This window comes from Butyricimonas sp. RTP31003st1_G1_RTP31003_210430, assembly GCF_040920905.1.
GTDB lineage: Bacteria > Bacteroidota > Bacteroidia > Bacteroidales > Marinifilaceae > Butyricimonas > Butyricimonas paravirosa.
Map to the genome: position 1 here is coordinate 73,099 of NZ_JBCOSQ010000003.1, position 17,123 is coordinate 90,221.

Genomic DNA, 17,123 nt, shown 5'->3' on the forward strand with positions numbered 1-17,123 from the left:
ATTAAGTGATTATTAATCACCGAATCATTGAATCGACAATCACATCATCCATTTGTTTTCAATTATTTAAAAGCTCAACTGAATCCTCCCCTGTATCATGCTAAACGTCTGTTTCCCATCTATCGGTGTATGTTTATCCAAACTTACCAAGCTATAACTCATTTTCGCTGCCACATACTTGTTGAAATAATAGATACCCCCGATCGAGAAATCATTTTGTTTCCCTCCCATAATTCTGGCATCTTTATCGTTCATGTTGGTGATATTATAGCGACACAGGATTTCCAAGCTCTTCTCCCCCGGAGCCGTGGCCATACCACTCGTTTTATTATAACCATAACGACCATTCAGTAAGGCATACCCCACTTGTGCATACCAACCGTCTCCGGTATAGTTCTCGACCGACGCTTTACGATTCACGTGAGCCATCAGGTATTCACTTTGGAAATACCACCTGTCAAGCACCATCACCACCTCGGCCCCGAACTTCCATTCATTAATTGCCTCGGTCACCTCTGCCTTCAAAAACTTCTCGGAAATCAAATTCGAGGGAGCCCCGGCCGAATAAGTCAATGTGTTCTCTTCTGCCTCTCCCTGCACGCCAAACCGAGAAGAAACTCCGACATGAATCACGTTTTTCTCCTTTGAATAAGGACGGAACAACACTCTCCCCGAAAACGCATACCCCTCATCCCCTTTCTCCGTGTTGTCAATATCTTTATCGCTGAACACTCCTCCCGACACGTTCAGCACGTCGCAATTATACGTGTAACTGATTCCCAGTCGTCGCCGATCCCCGAAAGCAATCCCGGTCACTGCTGCCCCGTTAAACTTCATATCCGACGTCCCGATCCGGTACTCCAAACTGAACGGTTCGAAATAATGTCCCACCCGGAACAGATTCTTCCCGTCATTATACTCGATATAAATATCTTTCATCGACACCTTACTCTTGGCAAACCCCATCTCGATCTTCCCGGTCCACCTTTCCAAGAAACGAATCACCGTCCCCATACGGACATCATATACCTCAACCGCATTTCCCAAAGACGTTTTATCACTAAAAAATACCCCCCCGTCAAATAACGCCCGACCAATCAAACGAGCCTCGAAATCTCCCTTCTCCGACTTCAACGTCAACTGCGCCGAAGCACTCATTCCACAAATCAATAGCATCAAAATCAATAGCGTATGCCTCATCATCAATAGTTTAAAGATTAATTTAATTGTATAGAATTAGAATACCCTGCAAAAATACAAAAAAATCAACAATTCACTATCTTCATTTTTTAGCCTCACGCAGTTTCTGAACATCCTGCTCCAGCTCTTTGATACTCTCCAAATGCTCCAACTGCTTTTGTGCCACCTTGTATTTATCATATTCGTCAGCAACTTTTTGCATTGCGAGTTTATGAGAAATCGACCCGGCATGTTCCAATATATTTTTATCATTCATGGTCAGCACCTGTTTTAACTTTTCAATCCAGTCCCGCATATACATCACTTTGTGTTGCATGGCCTGCGTCTCGGCGTATGCAAGGAATTGCTCCACGATTAATTTTAATAACCCGATTTCTTCTTCCGTCAAATAGTTTTGCCAATTTCCACATCTGTTTTACTAACCTTGTTCGGCAAGGAGGTTGACGTCAACCCCATTTGCGGTAAAGACGCATTTGCCCGGTAGTAAACGAGTTCCGCCGCAGTCTTCCCGCTAACTGCCCAAAGAAGTTTATTTTGTACCTCCTTGTAAAAGGCAAGGGTCATTTCATCTGACGGGTCATAATCGACACTCGTGGCATAAATATCTTTAATCTGTTGATAAAATAAACGTTCCGATAAACGGATCTCTCGAATCCGATCCAGTAATTCCCGGAAATAATTCATGGACGACCCACTCTTGAAGCGCTCATCGTTTAAAGCAAACCCCTTAATGATATAATCCCGTAAACGCTGTGTTGCCCAAATACGAAACTGCGTACCTTGTAAAGACTTCACCCTGTAACCGACCGAAATGATAACATCCAGATTGTAATAATTGACCTCATGGCTCTGCGTTTTATCTTCAATCGCACCATGCTGAGTGGTTGTTCGGAATTTCCGAACAACCATATTTTCATTCAATTCGCCTTCTTCAAAAATATTTTTAATATGTTCGCTAATAGTAGATTTAGCCTTTCCAAACAGAGACCCGATCTGCATCTGTGTCAGCCAAACTGTTTCTTCCGAGAATAACACGTCGACTTTTATCGAGCCATCCTGTGACTGGTATATAATAATTTCATTCTTTGGTTCCATAAGCACTTTATCATGGTTCTAAGCCCTTTTAAAAGTTTCATGCCAACGGCACGAACTTGATACTTCATGTAAAGATATTGATTATTCCTAAAAGCCACACGATCATCGACAAAATAATCTCTTTTCAATGATCTCGTCAACTATTTCCACCCCCATTCCATCAAAAGCTCTTGCGTGGTTGCATCCGAGTAAAAGAGAGAGAATGCCAGCGGGTTATGCTCGTACAACATCTGAAGTTCACGTTTCTCGATATACGGCAACCGATCCATATACTCCTTGTCTATATGTTCCTTAATAAATTGTTCCCGGTACAATTGGTAGTCCGAAGAAAAAGTATCTCCCTTGCTCCTAGCATCCTTATATCTTTCCAGATAAAAAGGTTTCGCATCCCACAAATCCAATATATTAACTTTCTTCCCTTTAACCATCAACTCCGGATGCCCCGTGTGGAGCTTACATTTCCTTGTCAGGACATCGGCAGGAGTATCACAGACATAATCATACCAAGGAGCAAACCAACTACTGGAAACCGAGAGTTTGCATTCAACCACAATCGGAACATCAAAAGGAGTTTCAATCTCGATCTTACCGGAACCGAGATGTTCTGCCAACGTGTAAGTATCAGCATCAGTTTTATCCGTCCGGTACAAAGTAAACTCCCCGGACATTTTATCAATCGTTCCCCGCAATGGCACCACCTTTAGCTGGGCCGTAGCATCCAACTTTCTTATATTCCACTCCGGATCATCCCAAACCGTCTTTTTTATCTCCAACAACTCGACAGACACGTAGGTTGAAGGAGCGTTTTCCGCTATGTAATTATCCCAATACGTAATAAGAGAATCAACCATCCCGTCAAGTTGACGGGTAATCCGCTCTAAGTCAAATCTCTCTTCCCATTCACGACTTAATTGCTCCTTCCAATCATGGTGATACACCAAATTATAAAACTCCATGAAATCCCCGTAAGTAAGCTTTTTCAACTTTTGTTTGTAAAGCGAATGATCATCCCATTTACGAACTTCGGGAAAAATAAATCGCTCGTAAACCCCAACAAAATCGGGGAACTTTTGTCCAACTTCTTCCGATTCTTCCGGAGTCAACGACTCCGTCACCGATTTATCCAACGGCCCTCCACATGCCGATAAAACAAACGCCAAGATAAAACCATAAATAGTGTATCGTAATCTATTCCTCATAATATATCGTTTTAGAATTGTACACACACGGATGGTAAATCTCGGACAGCTGTATCCCCGGACAATCATCCCGCCTACACACAAAATTAATCTAAAACATAGAACAATAGATATATTTACAACAATTTATTTATACATCAACAGCCGCCATTTACTTGTAGCTTTCTGAACCACCCGGCTCGTTCTCTCATTTTTTATCTGTATCTTTGCCCCTCGAACAGAAACTATGGAATATGGAACAAGCAATTATCGATCAAACCATAAAAGCTCTAGAAAGAAACCATTTCGAAGTTTACTTCGCCAACAACCGGCAAGAGGCTAGAGATATTTTCTTCCAAGAAATTTTTGACAAGATAAAACCAACCACTATTTCATGGGGAGACTCCGAAACGATGAAAGCCACAGGAATCCTTTCCGAGATCGAGCAACGACCGGAATGTATTCTCATCCGGACTTTTCAAGACGGTTACAGCCGGGCCCAGAAAACATACTGGCGCCGCCAAGCCCTCCTCGCCGATTTATTCGTCACAGGGACCAACGCCCTCACCCGCCAAGGGCAACTCGTCAACGTGGACATGGTTGGCAACCGAGTTGCGGGCATCACCTTCGGGCCGGAACATGTCGTCCTGTTCATCGGCACCAACAAGATCACGGACAACATCGAGCAAGCCATGGAGCGCATTCGCACAACAGCCGCCCCACTCAACGCCATCCGCCACCCTCACTTGCATACCCCTTGCCAAACGACAAGGACCTGCATGAATTGTCAAAGTTCCGACCGCTTGTGCAACACGTGGACCATCACGGAAAAATCACTCCCCCAAAAACGGATCAAAATTATCCTTATCAACGAATCATTAGGCTTATAAATGCTGAAAAAAACAAATTCCCAAATCACGAATCATAATTAGTAAAGAACAATAAAATCACGAATCATAATTCGACTAAATCTCGTTTTTACCTAATTATATTTCGTAAAATCAAAAAAACATCTTACCTTTACGCATAGAAATTTGACCCAACGCCAAGGAGTATGGAAAAAACATTAATGCAACAAAATCCGCAATGGACAGGAAAATCCTTTAAAGAACTTGCGGATAGAACAATGATGAAAAATTTGCTCGACAAACAAACATTACCGCACATTCAGATACTTACCGGTGTGCGCAGATGTGGCAAATCCAGCCTCTTCAAACTACTGATGAATGACCTACTCGCCTCTGGCGTTAACGCCAAATCAATTTTGAATATCAACTTAGATGCCCCGGTCTTCATTCCTCTTTGGGATGATGTACAGCGACTACGCCGAGTAATAGAAACCGCAGAACAATTAACGGGAACCAAAGTTCAATACCTCTTTTTGGATGAAATCCAGCAAGTAAAAAACTGGGAAGTATTTGTAAAGACAATTTATGACACCCAGACATTCAACAAAATTTACATCACGGGATCGAACTCGAACCTTTTACAAAATCGTTTTTCTTCCATGCTATCGGGAAGATATTTCGCAAATGAGATCCGTCCATTTAGCGTTACCGAATGCCTCGCAACAATTGGGGTAAACTCGTCTTTCGATGGCTATCAAGCAATTCCTCAAGTTTTACGCCTTACCAGTGCCATGATAAAAAACGGTACATTTCCTGAAATCATTTTACGTAAGATGGAAGATCATACAAAAGCAGAATTGTTACGTAGCTATTTCGAATCTATCGTGCAGAAAGACTGTATCATTTATAATTCTATACGTGAACCCTATCTGTTTTACAAAAGTGTAAATTATCTTTTGCAAAACGTTGGTAATCGGTTTTCTCTCCAGCAACTAGGCAAATCGCTTGGTAGCAACGAAAATACAATGGGCAGCTATATTAATTATTTATGTAACAGTTATATATGTTCTGACATAAGAAATTTCTCGTTTTCGTTAAAAGAAACAAAACGTTCTGACCACAAGTGTTATTGTATCGACAATGGACTGATGCAAGCCAACACGTCCCGTTTTTCTCCGGATAGTGGTAAATTCTTCGAGAATCTCGTTTATAATGAATTGGTAAATAAAGGGTATCAAAATATTTCATTTGACAACGGAAAAGGAGAATGTGATTTCTTGGCACAAAAGGATGGGGATATCCATGCTTTCCAAGTCTGCTATGAATTAACCGACAATAATAAGACACGTGAATTTAGGGGATTTTCCGTGCCACAAATACCAGTAAGAACAAAGACTCTCATCACTTATAATCAGAAAGAACAAGTAGATGATATTCGTGTCATGCCACTCTGGGAATGGGCGCTAGAAAAATAACCTGAAAAACGTATAAATCTATTACCATGAAAGATTACGCATTTGAAATAGAGATGAAAGTACGGGACTACGAATGTGACCTGCAAGGTGTGGTCAATAATTCCAACTATCAACACTACATGGAACACGCCCGTCACGAATTCCTGGAAACCACCGGAACCAGCTTTTCCGCCCTGCACGACCAAGGCATCGACGTGATGGTCTCCCGCATCGACATTTCCTACAAACACTCCCTTCGCGGCAGCGACCGCTTTGTCGTCCAAGTCGCTTACCAGAGAGAAGGCATCAAGCTAGTGTTCTTCGAGGACATCTACAAGCTCCCCGAAAACATTCTATGCGCCAAAGGAAGAATCGAGGCCATTTGCCTGCAAAACGGTAAACTTACCCGTGGAGAACTATTCGAAACCATCTTCATCAACAAAGTTGAAAAGAAATAAAAATAAGAACACGAATTCCCCTCTCCGTCCAGCAAAAACAATGTAGGAATACCGTTAACATCGTACGCCTTACACACGGGAGATTTGAACCCCAGCAAATCACTCGCCCGCACCCATTTATACCCTTCCTCTTGAATACCTTTCAACCACACCTCTTTTTCTGCGCTTTTGCAGATGGTCAAAAGGCATTTAATTACCGCTTGAACAGTAATTAAATGCCTTTGCTTTGATGGGGTGAAAAAACAGTGAAAATTGTACGTTTCGCTTTCACTATTATATACAAAAGGACTTTTTATTCAAACAATTGGTTTACCTGGCTTTGCAATTCCTCCGGCGAGAAGTCGCGGGCGATGATGGTCCCTTGCCGATCAATCAGGAAATGCTGGCAGATGTGGTCGATGGCCCAATCGCGGACGATGGGGCTGCTCCAATATTTGTAGTCGGAAATCAGGTTCCATTCGATGCCGTTGTTGGCGATGGTTTTCAGCATGTAGTCCTTGTTTTTTTCGAGCAGGATGTCTACGATTTCCAAGCCTTTCTCACGGTACTTCCCGTACAATTCCTTCTTTGTGGGAAGGTAGCTCCTGTAGTCTGCCAGTCCGCAACTGCCGATGGTCAGGATCAGGTATTTTCCTTTATAGTCATCAAGTGATACAGGGGTGTCGAATATGTCCGGGAAGGAGAACGACGGGAACGGCTGGTCCGGCTGCATGCGTTGGTCTTTGGCATATACTTCCTTGAAGTTTTTCCAGTATGAGCCCCGGAAAGCGGTGGTGTCCAGGCATGCCAGCAAACCGTTGAGACGGTCGAAGCGGTATTTGTCCATGATTCGTTTGTTATACACGTGGTTGAAGCTCACGTGGCTCCGGGGGTATTTCCGAGCAAATGCCATGAACACGGTATCAGCCTTCCACTTCAATTGTTCGAGTTCTTGCTCCAGTCGTTCGGCTTCTTCTGTTTTGCCATTTATATCTGCTTCCGTGGATTTTTTCAACACGGCTTGCTGTTCCATCCACACCGAAGCCATGTGTGCCCGGTAGGTCTGGTATTCATCTTCGGTCTGGGAGCCGGTAACTTCTCCTTTCCCGTTTTGATCGCAGGAGATGCGGATGGGGGAGTTTTCCGCCCAGAACATGCAACCCCATTGATTGTCGGCACTCCTGACCTTGATGTAATTCGGCTCGTCAAGAGTACCGCCCCAGTATTCGAAATGCCCGTTGATGGTTTCTACGCTGTCTGCCGTCCTGCCGTGCTCGATGTAGATGCGGGTATTGCCCAGACCTTCCACGTCGCCGGTGAGGGTAAATTGTTTTTCGGGTGTCGTTGCGCAGGAGGTGAGCAGACAGGCCGCCCCGCAGGCAATAAGTAATTTTTTCTTCATATCTGAATGCCTTTGTTATTTGTTGAGGAATTTCTTCACGTTCTCTTCGATGGCAGCGCCACGCATACCTTTTGCGATGATACGCCCTTGTGCGTCAATGAGGAAGATGGCGGGGATGCCTTGCAGGCCGTACCATTTATACAGGTACCCTTCGTCGGTGCTTTTCAAATCGGACACCTGCGTCCAGGGAGTATCATCCTCGGCGATGGCTTTCACCCATTGGTCACGGTTGGTGTCGAACGATACGCTGATGACGTCCACGCCTTTCGCCTTGTAGGTATCGAACACTTTCCGGACGTTGGGGCTTTCCTTACGGCACCAGACGCACCACGATGCCCAAAAGTCGAGGATGACGCATTTTTTGCCTTTCAGGAAACTATAGAAGTTCACCTCCTTGCCGTTAGGCGTGGGGAGAGTAAAATCGGGTACCCGGTCGCCGACGTTCATTTCGCGTATGCTATAACAGAGACTTTGCACCCGAAGACCTTCCTCCGTTTTTTTCAAGGCAGCGGACATGGCTGCCAACGCCTTTTCGATGCAGTCTTTCAATCCCACCACGTAAGCGAACGTGGCGTATTTGTCCACCACGTAGAGTGCACTAGCGTCTGCCCGGGCGATGACCGCCCGCATATCGGCCACGAATGTCTTGTCATTGCGCAAGGCACTCGGAGTGCTTGCGGCATAACGGGCTTCAAGTGACTGTACCGCTTTATCCTGCCGTGCTTTGTCCGCCACGTTCTGCGCAGAGAGGCCCACGGAACAGCCCAATAGTATCATGAATATCAATTTTTTCATATCCGTTTTTATTGTAAATTTGCCTTTGCTTTTTTCCAAAATTCCACTTTATCCTCCTCTTTCCCGTTCATTTCATGGATGCGAATATTTTGGTCGCACGTGCGAAGGACTTCCTCCTGCATCTGTTTGCCGTAACGATACTTCAATTTGCAACCGAGCAGGAGTGTTTCGTCGTTTCCTTTCCGGCTGTAATTGTTATAGACGGTTGCGGCATCCAGGCCGATTTTGCAGTAGGCGGAATAAAGCTCTTCATTGCGTTCCACGATTTCGGCGATCTCCAGCAAGGTGTCATAATCTTTCGATTCTTTGGCTTCCTCCACCATTTGGGCGAGTAAAGTTCCGCCTTGATAGGAAGAGATATGCAGCAGCGCCTCCAGTTTCATCAGGCGGATTTCCGCCGTTTCGTCCAACCCGCAGAGCACGTAGAGGGCCCGCAGGTATTGCTTTTCCTCCATACAGCGACGTGCCATGCCGAAGTCGAGGGTCAACCCCTGTTCCGGTACGATTTTCAACACCCACACCGCCAACGCGGCATTGTCTGCCGTGCCGGGCGACCAAGCATCCCAGCGTCCACGGATGATGCCTTTATCGTCGATAAGCATCATCGTGGGGTGACCGGCCTGCACGGTGGTGCTGAATTCGTCCACGCCTTTGTTGTCATCGGTGGTGGGATAGCCGAAAGCTTTCTGTTTCCACCATTCTTTGGCTTTATAGCCTTTGTCTGCCAGGGTCTCTTTGTAGTTCACGCCAATGATTTGCACGTCCCGATAGTCGTTGCTGTGTTTCACCATCAGAGAATCCAGAGCCATGCACAAGGCTCGGCAGCCGCCGCACCAGGTGGACCAGAAATTCATGATGACAAATTTGCCTTTCATCGTTTTGCTGTTCAGCTCTTTGCTAAAGGTATAGCGAGGTGCGGGCGTACCCAGTTGGTTCACCAATTCCGACCGACCATCAGCTGCTTCTTTACGGTAGCCATGGTTCCAGTTGGAACCGTATTGGTCAAGAAATTTATAGAGACGTTCGTAGTCCTGGGCATACAATTCGGTCCCTCCGAACCACCCGATGAGGACAAGTAATAATAATCTTTTCATCAGTCTATCGTTTCATTTGCAGTATTCCGCCACTTTCTTCCGCATGTCGTCGCCCCGCAGACCGGTGGCGATGATTTTGCCATTACCATCCAGCAGGAAAAGAGCGGGAATGCCGTTGATGTCATACTGTTTGTATATCGGCGATTTGAAGCCCAGCAGATCGCTGACCTGCACCCATTCGTAGCCTTCCTCCTCGATGGCTTTCTGCCATTTGGCCTTATCGGTGTCTAGAGAGATGCCCAACACGTCGAACCCCTTGTCCTTGAAGTCGGCGTAGATGGCTTTCACATTCTCGCCTTCCTTCCGGCAGGGGGCGCACCACGATGCCCAGAAGTCAAGAAGTACGATTTTTTTGCCTTTGACGTATTCTTTCAGGCTGACCACCTTACCTTCTGGCATACTGAGGGTGAAGTCCTTCGCCTCGTAGCCCACGGAAACGTTCAGGTATTTCTGTATCTGTTCACCCAGGTCTTTGCCGGGGATGGAAGCTTTCACCGCTTCGGGCATACGATCGTAGCAGGCTTTCACCTCGGAAATGATACCGGCATGGGAAGCGACGGAGGCATATTTGGAGAGCACGTATGCCGCCGCCATATCCGCACGCCCGCAGGCCTCTTTCAGCTTGGCAATAAATTCGGGCGAATCCATGGGATTTTTGCTATTGTCGGTGTTTTTGAAAATCATGTCGTTCACCTCCTGAACCTCGAGGTGAGTGGGGTTGCCCGCCACTTCAGCTTCCATAAAGGTGTTATTGAAACTTTTATAAGTGCCTGCACCGATTTTCACGTAGGAGGGGCAATTGTCCAGGTAGAGCAGCATATTGGCATATTGTGGATCATCCGCCCGCATAAGGCTGCATTCGCGGGGTTTTATGCCTTTCAGGGCAAAGCGGAATTTGCCGCCTTTCACGAAAGCCGAATCGCTCGGCGTGCGTTCGCCGGCATAGAGGTAGAGTTTTTCGCCTTCTTTCAGTGTGACGCCTTCGCCGCTCAGCGACATGTTTGTTTGTGCCCTCAGGTTCATGGCCGTCAGGGCAAGGAATAGGATGAATATTGTTCTTTTCATATTGGTTTTATGGTGTTATAAAGATGATTATCGTTTTTTGAAAGTAACGGGGATATTGACCTTGATGACGTGCTCCTCGGGAGGCAGGCACATCTGGTCGTCGCACACCTGATAGCTGATGACGATCTCTACCGGAATTTCCGTCCGCCCGGGTTCAAAAAACATGAAACTTCGGCTGAACTTGTTTTCGCCCGTATAGAGCGTCGCACCCGTATAGGTTTTAGCGGGAAGTTCCAGGTTGGTTGCCTGAATATCTTCGGGGAAGCGGATATCCACTTTGGTCGGGACCATGCCGAGGGCCTCGTTGGCTTTACTGTCCGTATAACCGTGCCATCCTTTCTTGAAGGAGAGAATCACGTTCATGCTGTACATGCCTCCTGTATGGATGGTGTCGGGATGTTCCAGCCGGTAGGTGACGGCATTATCTGCCCGGCTACCTTCGAACGATCGGGTCACCGAGACTGGGTCGCTTGCCTTTTCCATTACCGAAACAGCGGCCCTGACCGGATTCTTTTTGCCGTACATCACGTAGACGTAACCGCGGTGGCGGAGCGTGAGGTATTTGTATTCTTTCAATCGTCCCAGGTAATAACTCCGCATCCCAGGTTGCTCCAGCACTTGCTTCATGCCTTCGATACCTTTGATTTCGGTAACCTCGCCGGCGTCTTTGCCCGGCATGTTGATAGCGAAGTCTTGTATCCATCCCCAGGCGATGGAGTCGTCCACCTCGTAGCCGTTGACTGTCGGTATCGACATACCCACCAGCAGGTCGTTCACGCCGTCGCCGTTATAGTCCGCCACGCATATCATAGGCTGGCAGCCGGGAAATACTTTACCGCCGTCGGCAGCAGTGAAGAGGGGTTTCGGTTTGCGGAAACGCAGTCCCTTATCGGTGTTCACACCCTCATAAAACAGCACGGGCGAATCACCTTTACTGTTGTATTCGTGGGTTACGAGCAGATCCGTCACGCCGTCGCCGTTCCAGTCTGTCGGGGTGATGTAGGTCTTGAAACGTCCCCGTTGGGCATTGTCCTCGTCAACGGAGAGGTTGGAACCGTCCGTGTAGCGAAGGTGTTCGCGCAGCCCGAAGCGGGGGTGTTGGCGTGTGCCAGTATTTAGGGCCACACGCAGGCCGCCGCAGCCGCCCACGAAAAGGTCGGGTAGCCCGTCTTCATTGAAATCGGCAAACTGTACGGTGGTGTATACCCAATACTGTTCGCAATTCGGATTGTCCGGATCCACAGCGGAGCCCCTCCCTTCGGGTTCGCCCTCTTGCGGTACGAATTGCCGTGGCAGAAAGCCCTCTGCAGAGCCTCTCCACCAAGAGATTTTACCGGGGTTATACTGTCCAGAGAGCATGTCGGGCCATCCGTCGCCATCGAGGTCGAATATCCGCGGATGGAGCCCGATACAGCACCACTGGTAATTGGAAACGGTGTCGCCTTGCGTGTCCGTCGCCCAGAAATATTTCCCGGAAAAGCGGGGACGTTTGGCGCTGCCCTCGTTAAGGTAGACTTTCACGAACGAGCCGGTTTCTCCGGTGGCGAAATCGCCTAACAGTAGATCGGGTTTACCGTCACGGTTCCAGTCGAATAGGGCGGGATAGACCAGTCCGTGTTTTTCGGTGCGTATATCCTGTTTCGTCCCTGTAATCAGTTGCGGTTTCGAAAGCAGCGGCGCACCGGGAATCGGTGTGTTGACAATCTCTTTCATAACGGGCATCCCGACGGTGCGGATGGGGTCTTCCGCAGAATTGGTCTTTTGTCCGAAAGCCATGCCTCCTGACAAAAAAATGAGGGTCAATATTCTTGTTTTCAGTTTAATCATGGTATCGGTTTTTAGGGTAGTTCGATTTCGCAAGTCTCTTCGTATGTCTCCGGTGGCAGGCAGGTCTCGTCGCTGCAGGTTTGCCAGCTCACTTTCACTTTCACCTCGCAGGTGCCGGTCAGACCGGGCTCGACCTCAAGCTTTTGGATGAAAGTCAGTTGTTTTCCGTCGTACACCTCGTTGGCACCGTACAGGACAATCGGCGGACGTTTCAGCTCGCCTTCTTTCCGGATGCCTTCGGGCAGTGTGATTTCAACAATGACCGGCTCTTTGTCTTCGTTCATCCGATTGTCGGTATAGAGGTGGTAGTTTCCAGTGGTATTCATTTTTATACACACGTTCCATTGTCCGTCATCATGGCGAATATAGGCATGGCATGATACCGGTTTCCGCTCGATTTTCGGCAATTTCATTTCTTTGGCAGCGGGCTTGTCGTATTCAAACTCGCAGGGTTCCGCCTTCATCGGGATGGCCACGGCCCTTTGTTTGTTCGCTTGCCCTTCGAAGAGAAAAACGAAGCCACGGTGACGCAGGGTGGCATATTTCCAGTCGTCTAATTTGCCGATGAGGTACCGTTTCAAAAACTCCTGTTCTTTCAATTTGGCGTGAAACTCTTCGGTAGTGCCGTAGTACTGGAGAGCCTCGCCGGCGTCCTTGCCCGGAGACTGTAAGCCCAGGTCATGAATCCATTGCCAGTAGATATCGGTAGCTCCTTCAAAACCGTTAATCGTGGGGATGGAGAGCCCCATGAGGATGTCCTGCACACCGTCGCCATTCCAGTCCACCACCTGGATATGGGGCGTACAACCCGGTAAGGCCTTCGTCCCGTCCGTAGCCAGGAAAAGCGGCCGCGCCTGTTCGAAACGGAGGCCATCGTCGGTACGTACACCGCGAAAGAAGTAAACGCCATACTCGCCGGGCCGGGTGTACTCGTCGGTGGCAATGATGTCCAATACGCCGTCTCCGTCCCAGTCGACGGGGTTCAGATAGCAATGCGCCGTCTGCGAGCAAGCGTCCGTGATGTGGAAGTCCAAGCCGTTGGCGATGTGCATGCCCGCTTTACGGCGGGTGTGGAGGATAGTACCATCCACGTGGAAGAGAAACTCCCGGCGTCCAAAACGCGGTTCGCCTTTTGTGCCGATGTTCAGCGCCACGCGATAGCCGCCGCAGCCGCCCACGAAGAGGTCGGGTAGCCCGTCGCCGTTGAAGTCTGCCAAGCGTGCCGACGAATAGTTCCAGTAGTACCAAGAGTCGGGCGACCATTCCGGTTCATCGCTGCCAACCGTAAATTCCTTGCCGTCCTGATAGCCCAATTGCGGAATCTGCCGTCCCGGCTCGAAACCCTTTTCCCCGCCTTTCCACCAAGTGACAACACCAGGGTAGTATTGGCCCGAAAAAATGTCCGGGTATCCGTCGCCATTGACGTCAACGATTTGCGGGTGGATGCCGATGCAACACCATTGGTAGTTGGAGATGACATCGCCGTTGACGTCTGTGGCGTAAAACCATTCGCCCGTGAATTTGGGTTTCTTGGCGGAGCCGGTGTTCAGGTATACTTTGATACGCGACTGTCCCGTGAGGAATTCGCCCACCAGAAGGTCGGGCTTGCCGTCTCGGTTCCAGTCGAAGAGCGTCGGGTAGGCCAGGCCGTGTTCCTCCGTACGGATTTCACGTCGAGAACCATCGATACGCACCGGCTGTTTCAAAACGGGGGCGCCATCGATTGTCGGGTAGTGCAGTTCCTTGATGTCCGGGAGGTTTGTCGTCCGCACCTCCAATTGTGTGCTGTCCGGTGGGAAAGGTAACCGAATGTCTGGCAACCGATCCGTTTGGGCGGATGCCGAGAGCGTGCCCCACGCCGCCAGCATGGAGCTTAGAATTAATGTTCGTATGGATTTCATGTGTTATCGATATTGTTCAATCAGTTTTTTCAGACGCGCCGTTTCGGCTGCTTTTTGCTGTTCGTTTTCGATGCGGTCGACGTATTGCAACGCGGTTTTCAACATGCTGACGGCCGTTTTTTTATAAGCTTCGGCGTATTTCATCCGCAGTTCGGCCGCTTTCTCGTATAGCGCAACGTGGCCCAGGCCCGCAGACGACAGCGTACGGAATGCGTCAATCCCGTTTTTCAGGATGTCCAAGTTCGTCGTGCCGCTTGCATACACGCATTCCGCAATGGGTTGCATGATTTCGACGTATGCTTTGGCGGGACGCCAGTCGTCTTGCCGATCGGCATATTTTGCCCGCAAGGTTTCGAAATATTCTGCGGCGTACCGTTCTTCACCGCTCCGCAACATGCACTCGTAGCGGAGAGCAGAGTTGTCCGGTGCGTCGGGAATCATCTCCATCAGATAGAGTGCTTTGCGATATTCCTTTTGTTGCATCAACGTCTCGACGGTCGGCCGATCGGCACGGATGTTCTGTTCGGGGACGGTTTTCAGCGCCCAAAGCGCCAGCTCGATGTTCAGCGCAGTGGTCGGATTCCAGCCGTCCCACCTGCCGCGGACAATGCCGTGCCCGTCAACCACCAGCACCGTCGGATGGTGTCCGTGAGAGACATCAGCGCAAGCGTCGGCGAGTTTACCTCCCACAGTCGGGAAGCCAATGCCTTTACTCTTCCACCATTCTTCCGCTTTATAGCCTTTGTCGACTAAGGTTTCGTGCGCATCGACCCCAATGACCTGCACTCCTTCCCAGGCTGTGGGACGGAGTTTCATCAGCGAATCGATATCACACGACAAAAGACGGCAACCGCCACACCACGTCGCCCAAAAGTTCAGCACAACGAATCTACCCCGCAACGACCGACTGTTGAGTTGTTTGTTCAACCGGAATTCCGGCAAAATATGGCCCACCTGTTCCTCTTTTGTCCACTCGCCATTTCCAGTTTGTTCGTTGTAGCTGGTACTCCAGCCTTGCCCGTATTTCGCCATGTAGTGGTTCAGTGCTTCGTAGTTTTGGGCATGGACGGAAGAAACCGTCCATGCTGCTATCATGAAGAAAAAAAATGAAGAAAATTTTTTCATACCCTATAATCCTTTGATGTTAACATCGGCAATGCGTCCGAACGCCCAGCCGTCTACATTGGTTTCGTCGTATTTCACCGCTTTTAACACTTTGCCTGTCATGATGTCTAAGTGCAAAGCCCAAAGAGCAGATTTGCCGGAAGCCCAGGTGGCAACGAGCAAGACCGGTTTATCGTTGCGTGTTGTGACGTTCGGCGAGGCAAGCAGTTTCATCAGGGTGATCTCGCTGCCGAAGTCCAGCACCGCCCCGTCCGTCTTGCCCAATTGACCGAACGGGGAGACCTCGCTGCCGTCGAGGCCGTAATGGTAAACGGCATCCCGGGTGGCATAATAGCACATGTTTTTCGATTCTCCGAATTCAAAGGCGATAGCGTCGCTAAAGCCGGTCAAAGTGTTTTCTAGGGCGTAAAAGTATTGCGGTACATCAACATAAGCGCTCTCTCCTTTAGCGGGAGCATTGGGCCACAGATCAACGGCAAAGAATTGTCCGGCAGCGGTAGGATGATCGGCCTCGCCTTTCAGTACAGCCCTAACATGCTCCCTGTTATCGGTGCGCATCACGACCAAATCGGCTTTCATATCGCCGGGATTGAATTTAACGTTGTCTGCTTTGGTATCCAATAATTTCACGTACTTAGGATTGAAACTATAAGTCTGGGTGATCCCGAGAAAGCCTTTTCGAGTCTGTCCGTTCACGGTGGTGGCATACATCAACTTTTGGATGCCGCTCGTTGCCACCTCTTCAAATTGGGGTGCATAGGTAAAGCAATTGCCGTCCGCACACGCGTCATTTTCACCGAGGGTCGGGAAAAGGAAAGGATATTGGTTGGATTGTTGCATCCAAAAGACGATGCCTCCGTCGAAGGCAAACACGTCCTGCTCCGCGATGATATAACCTTCCGGCTGTCCTTTGTGTTCTTGTCGGTCTCCGCTGAGGTAAAACAGGCTGTTCCAGTCGCCGTAGTAAGAGAAATCGTCCTTGTTGAGCAGAGCGACTTCCCGCACCGTTTTGGCATAAATGCGGCAACGTTTTTTAGTTTCGTCATTATACAGATTGCTCGAAATGCTCTGCACGACGGTTTCGCCTTTTCCCTGCAATTTGCGTCCACCGTTGGTTTTCGAATACATGTCGGTGACGGCGGAGGGAGAAGCCGGCAGGGAGTTGGCGGAGGGGGTAAACTCTTCCGCTTCCAAAATGCCGATATCGCTCGAGGCGTCATCACCGTGCAGCACCAGCAGGCCCGTGATGCCGGCGATGGTGATGGTGAAGGTGTTCGTGGAATAGAAGTTGCGGCCGGTGCTCAATTGTTTGGCATGGAGACGGCAGGTGTAGCTTTTGTTGAGCGCAGTGATGTTGGTGTCGAGGTGGCAGGTGTATCTCAGTTCCTTGCCTTGCTCTTCAGCGGACACCAAAGGCAGAAAGGCTTCCCTTCCATGTTCATTGAACATCTCCCCCCTCACTTCCCACTTGTATTGCAGGTCCGTTTCGGGAATGGAGGTCTTCACGTCCGGCGTAATGGAGATGACTGAACCGATGCCCGCACTATATGCCGTTTCGGGAATGGTCATTTCCACATCGGGCATGACCGTATCGTAGTCGTGGCCGTTCCGGTCGTCATAGCACCCCGCCAGCATCAAGCAGGCGGCAACGGCTGTCAGTATATATTTTCTTTTTATCATAACAATTCTTTTAATGATTGAA

Annotated in this window: 13 protein-coding genes and 1 pseudogene; 3 read left to right on the forward strand and 11 right to left on the reverse strand. The window is 48.8% G+C overall.

From position 1 onward, the window contains the following. Positions 1 to 66: 66 nt before the first annotated feature. The 3 genes and pseudogenes from AB5542_RS01710 to AB5542_RS01720 form a co-directional block, all read right to left on the reverse strand. On the reverse strand, positions 67 to 1,200 hold the full coding sequence (locus AB5542_RS01710) for an OprO/OprP family phosphate-selective porin (protein WP_279039465.1): 1,134 nt from the start codon (positions 1,198 to 1,200) through the stop codon (positions 67 to 69). Between the two features lie 82 nt (positions 1,201 to 1,282). After that, positions 1,283 to 2,295: pseudogene (locus AB5542_RS01715) on the reverse strand (virulence RhuM family protein). A gap of 140 nt (positions 2,296 to 2,435) precedes the next feature. Continuing rightward, a complete protein-coding gene (locus tag AB5542_RS01720) occupies positions 2,436 to 3,494 on the reverse strand; it encodes a hypothetical protein (protein ID WP_270544262.1) in 1,059 nt (352 codons plus the stop codon). 206 nt (positions 3,495 to 3,700) lie between these two features. Here AB5542_RS01720 and AB5542_RS01725 point away from each other — a divergent pair, with 206 nt between their 5' ends. The 3 genes from AB5542_RS01725 to AB5542_RS01735 all read left to right on the forward strand — a co-directional run bounded on the left by AB5542_RS01725 (position 3,701) and on the right by AB5542_RS01735 (position 6,233). Further along, the gene (locus tag AB5542_RS01725) at positions 3,701 to 4,363 is read left to right on the forward strand and encodes a lactate utilization protein (protein WP_368242968.1); all 663 of its coding nucleotides are present in this window, start codon (positions 3,701 to 3,703) and stop codon (positions 4,361 to 4,363) included. Positions 4,364 to 4,527: 164 nt separating this feature from the next. Beyond that, a complete protein-coding gene (locus AB5542_RS01730; protein WP_195666871.1) occupies positions 4,528 to 5,796 on the forward strand; it encodes an ATP-binding protein in 1,269 nt (422 codons plus the stop codon). A 26-nt stretch (positions 5,797 to 5,822) separates the two neighbouring features. After that, a complete protein-coding gene (locus AB5542_RS01735) occupies positions 5,823 to 6,233 on the forward strand; it encodes an acyl-CoA thioesterase (RefSeq protein WP_195666870.1) in 411 nt (136 codons plus the stop codon). A gap of 292 nt (positions 6,234 to 6,525) precedes the next feature. Here AB5542_RS01735 and AB5542_RS01740 read toward each other — a convergent pair whose 3' ends face one another. The 8 genes from AB5542_RS01740 to AB5542_RS01775 are packed head-to-tail and all read right to left on the reverse strand — an operon-like array spanning position 6,526 to position 17,101. Continuing rightward, positions 6,526 to 7,614 (reverse strand): TlpA disulfide reductase family protein, encoded by a 1,089-nt coding sequence (locus AB5542_RS01740; RefSeq protein WP_195666869.1) that lies wholly within the window; start codon positions 7,612 to 7,614, stop codon positions 6,526 to 6,528. A 15-nt stretch (positions 7,615 to 7,629) separates the two neighbouring features. Then, positions 7,630 to 8,409, reverse strand: coding sequence for a TlpA family protein disulfide reductase (locus tag AB5542_RS01745; protein ID WP_279039468.1), 780 nt, complete (start codon positions 8,407 to 8,409; stop codon positions 7,630 to 7,632). Positions 8,410 to 8,417: 8 nt separating this feature from the next. Then, on the reverse strand, positions 8,418 to 9,503 hold the full coding sequence (locus AB5542_RS01750; RefSeq protein ID WP_279039469.1) for a TlpA family protein disulfide reductase: 1,086 nt from the start codon (positions 9,501 to 9,503) through the stop codon (positions 8,418 to 8,420). A 12-nt stretch (positions 9,504 to 9,515) separates the two neighbouring features. Then, positions 9,516 to 10,568, reverse strand: coding sequence for a TlpA disulfide reductase family protein (locus AB5542_RS01755; RefSeq protein WP_279039471.1), 1,053 nt, complete (start codon positions 10,566 to 10,568; stop codon positions 9,516 to 9,518). Positions 10,569 to 10,595: 27 nt separating this feature from the next. After that, positions 10,596 to 12,395: an FG-GAP-like repeat-containing protein gene (locus tag AB5542_RS01760; RefSeq protein ID WP_270544271.1), complete on the reverse strand. Its 1,800-nt coding sequence runs from the start codon at positions 12,393 to 12,395 to the stop codon at positions 10,596 to 10,598. Positions 12,396 to 12,406: 11 nt separating this feature from the next. Beyond that, positions 12,407 to 14,263 (reverse strand): FG-GAP-like repeat-containing protein, encoded by a 1,857-nt coding sequence (locus AB5542_RS01765; protein WP_279039474.1) that lies wholly within the window; start codon positions 14,261 to 14,263, stop codon positions 12,407 to 12,409. Positions 14,264 to 14,299: 36 nt separating this feature from the next. Beyond that, the gene (locus tag AB5542_RS01770) at positions 14,300 to 15,421 is read right to left on the reverse strand and encodes a TlpA family protein disulfide reductase (RefSeq protein WP_270544274.1); all 1,122 of its coding nucleotides are present in this window, start codon (positions 15,419 to 15,421) and stop codon (positions 14,300 to 14,302) included. Between the two features lie 3 nt (positions 15,422 to 15,424). After that, complete coding sequence (locus AB5542_RS01775; protein WP_279039476.1) at positions 15,425 to 17,101, reverse strand: PKD-like family lipoprotein; 1,677 nt, start codon at positions 17,099 to 17,101, stop codon at positions 15,425 to 15,427. Between the last annotated feature and the right edge of the window lie 22 nt (positions 17,102 to 17,123).

What these genes read in the sequence shown, in the direction of transcription:
- AB5542_RS01710 (WP_279039465.1), bottom strand. Translation starts at nt 1,200, where the DNA reads ATGAGGCATACGCTATTGATTTTGATGCTATTGATTTGTGGAATGAGT.
- AB5542_RS01720 (WP_270544262.1), bottom strand. Translation starts at nt 3,494, where the DNA reads ATGAGGAATAGATTACGATACACTATTTATGGTTTTATCTTGGCGTTT.
- AB5542_RS01730 (WP_195666871.1), top strand. Translation starts at nt 4,528, where the DNA reads ATGGAAAAAACATTAATGCAACAAAATCCGCAATGGACAGGAAAATCC.
- AB5542_RS01735 (WP_195666870.1), top strand. Translation starts at nt 5,823, where the DNA reads ATGAAAGATTACGCATTTGAAATAGAGATGAAAGTACGGGACTACGAA.
- AB5542_RS01740 (WP_195666869.1), bottom strand. Translation starts at nt 7,614, where the DNA reads ATGAAGAAAAAATTACTTATTGCCTGCGGGGCGGCCTGTCTGCTCACC.
- AB5542_RS01745 (WP_279039468.1), bottom strand. Translation starts at nt 8,409, where the DNA reads ATGAAAAAATTGATATTCATGATACTATTGGGCTGTTCCGTGGGCCTC.
- AB5542_RS01750 (WP_279039469.1), bottom strand. Translation starts at nt 9,503, where the DNA reads ATGAAAAGATTATTATTACTTGTCCTCATCGGGTGGTTCGGAGGGACC.
- AB5542_RS01755 (WP_279039471.1), bottom strand. Translation starts at nt 10,568, where the DNA reads ATGAAAAGAACAATATTCATCCTATTCCTTGCCCTGACGGCCATGAAC.
- AB5542_RS01760 (WP_270544271.1), bottom strand. Translation starts at nt 12,395, where the DNA reads ATGATTAAACTGAAAACAAGAATATTGACCCTCATTTTTTTGTCAGGA.
- AB5542_RS01765 (WP_279039474.1), bottom strand. Translation starts at nt 14,263, where the DNA reads ATGCTGGCGGCGTGGGGCACGCTCTCGGCATCCGCCCAAACGGATCGG.
- AB5542_RS01770 (WP_270544274.1), bottom strand. Translation starts at nt 15,421, where the DNA reads ATGAAAAAATTTTCTTCATTTTTTTTCTTCATGATAGCAGCATGGACG.
- AB5542_RS01775 (WP_279039476.1), bottom strand. Translation starts at nt 17,101, where the DNA reads ATGATAAAAAGAAAATATATACTGACAGCCGTTGCCGCCTGCTTGATG.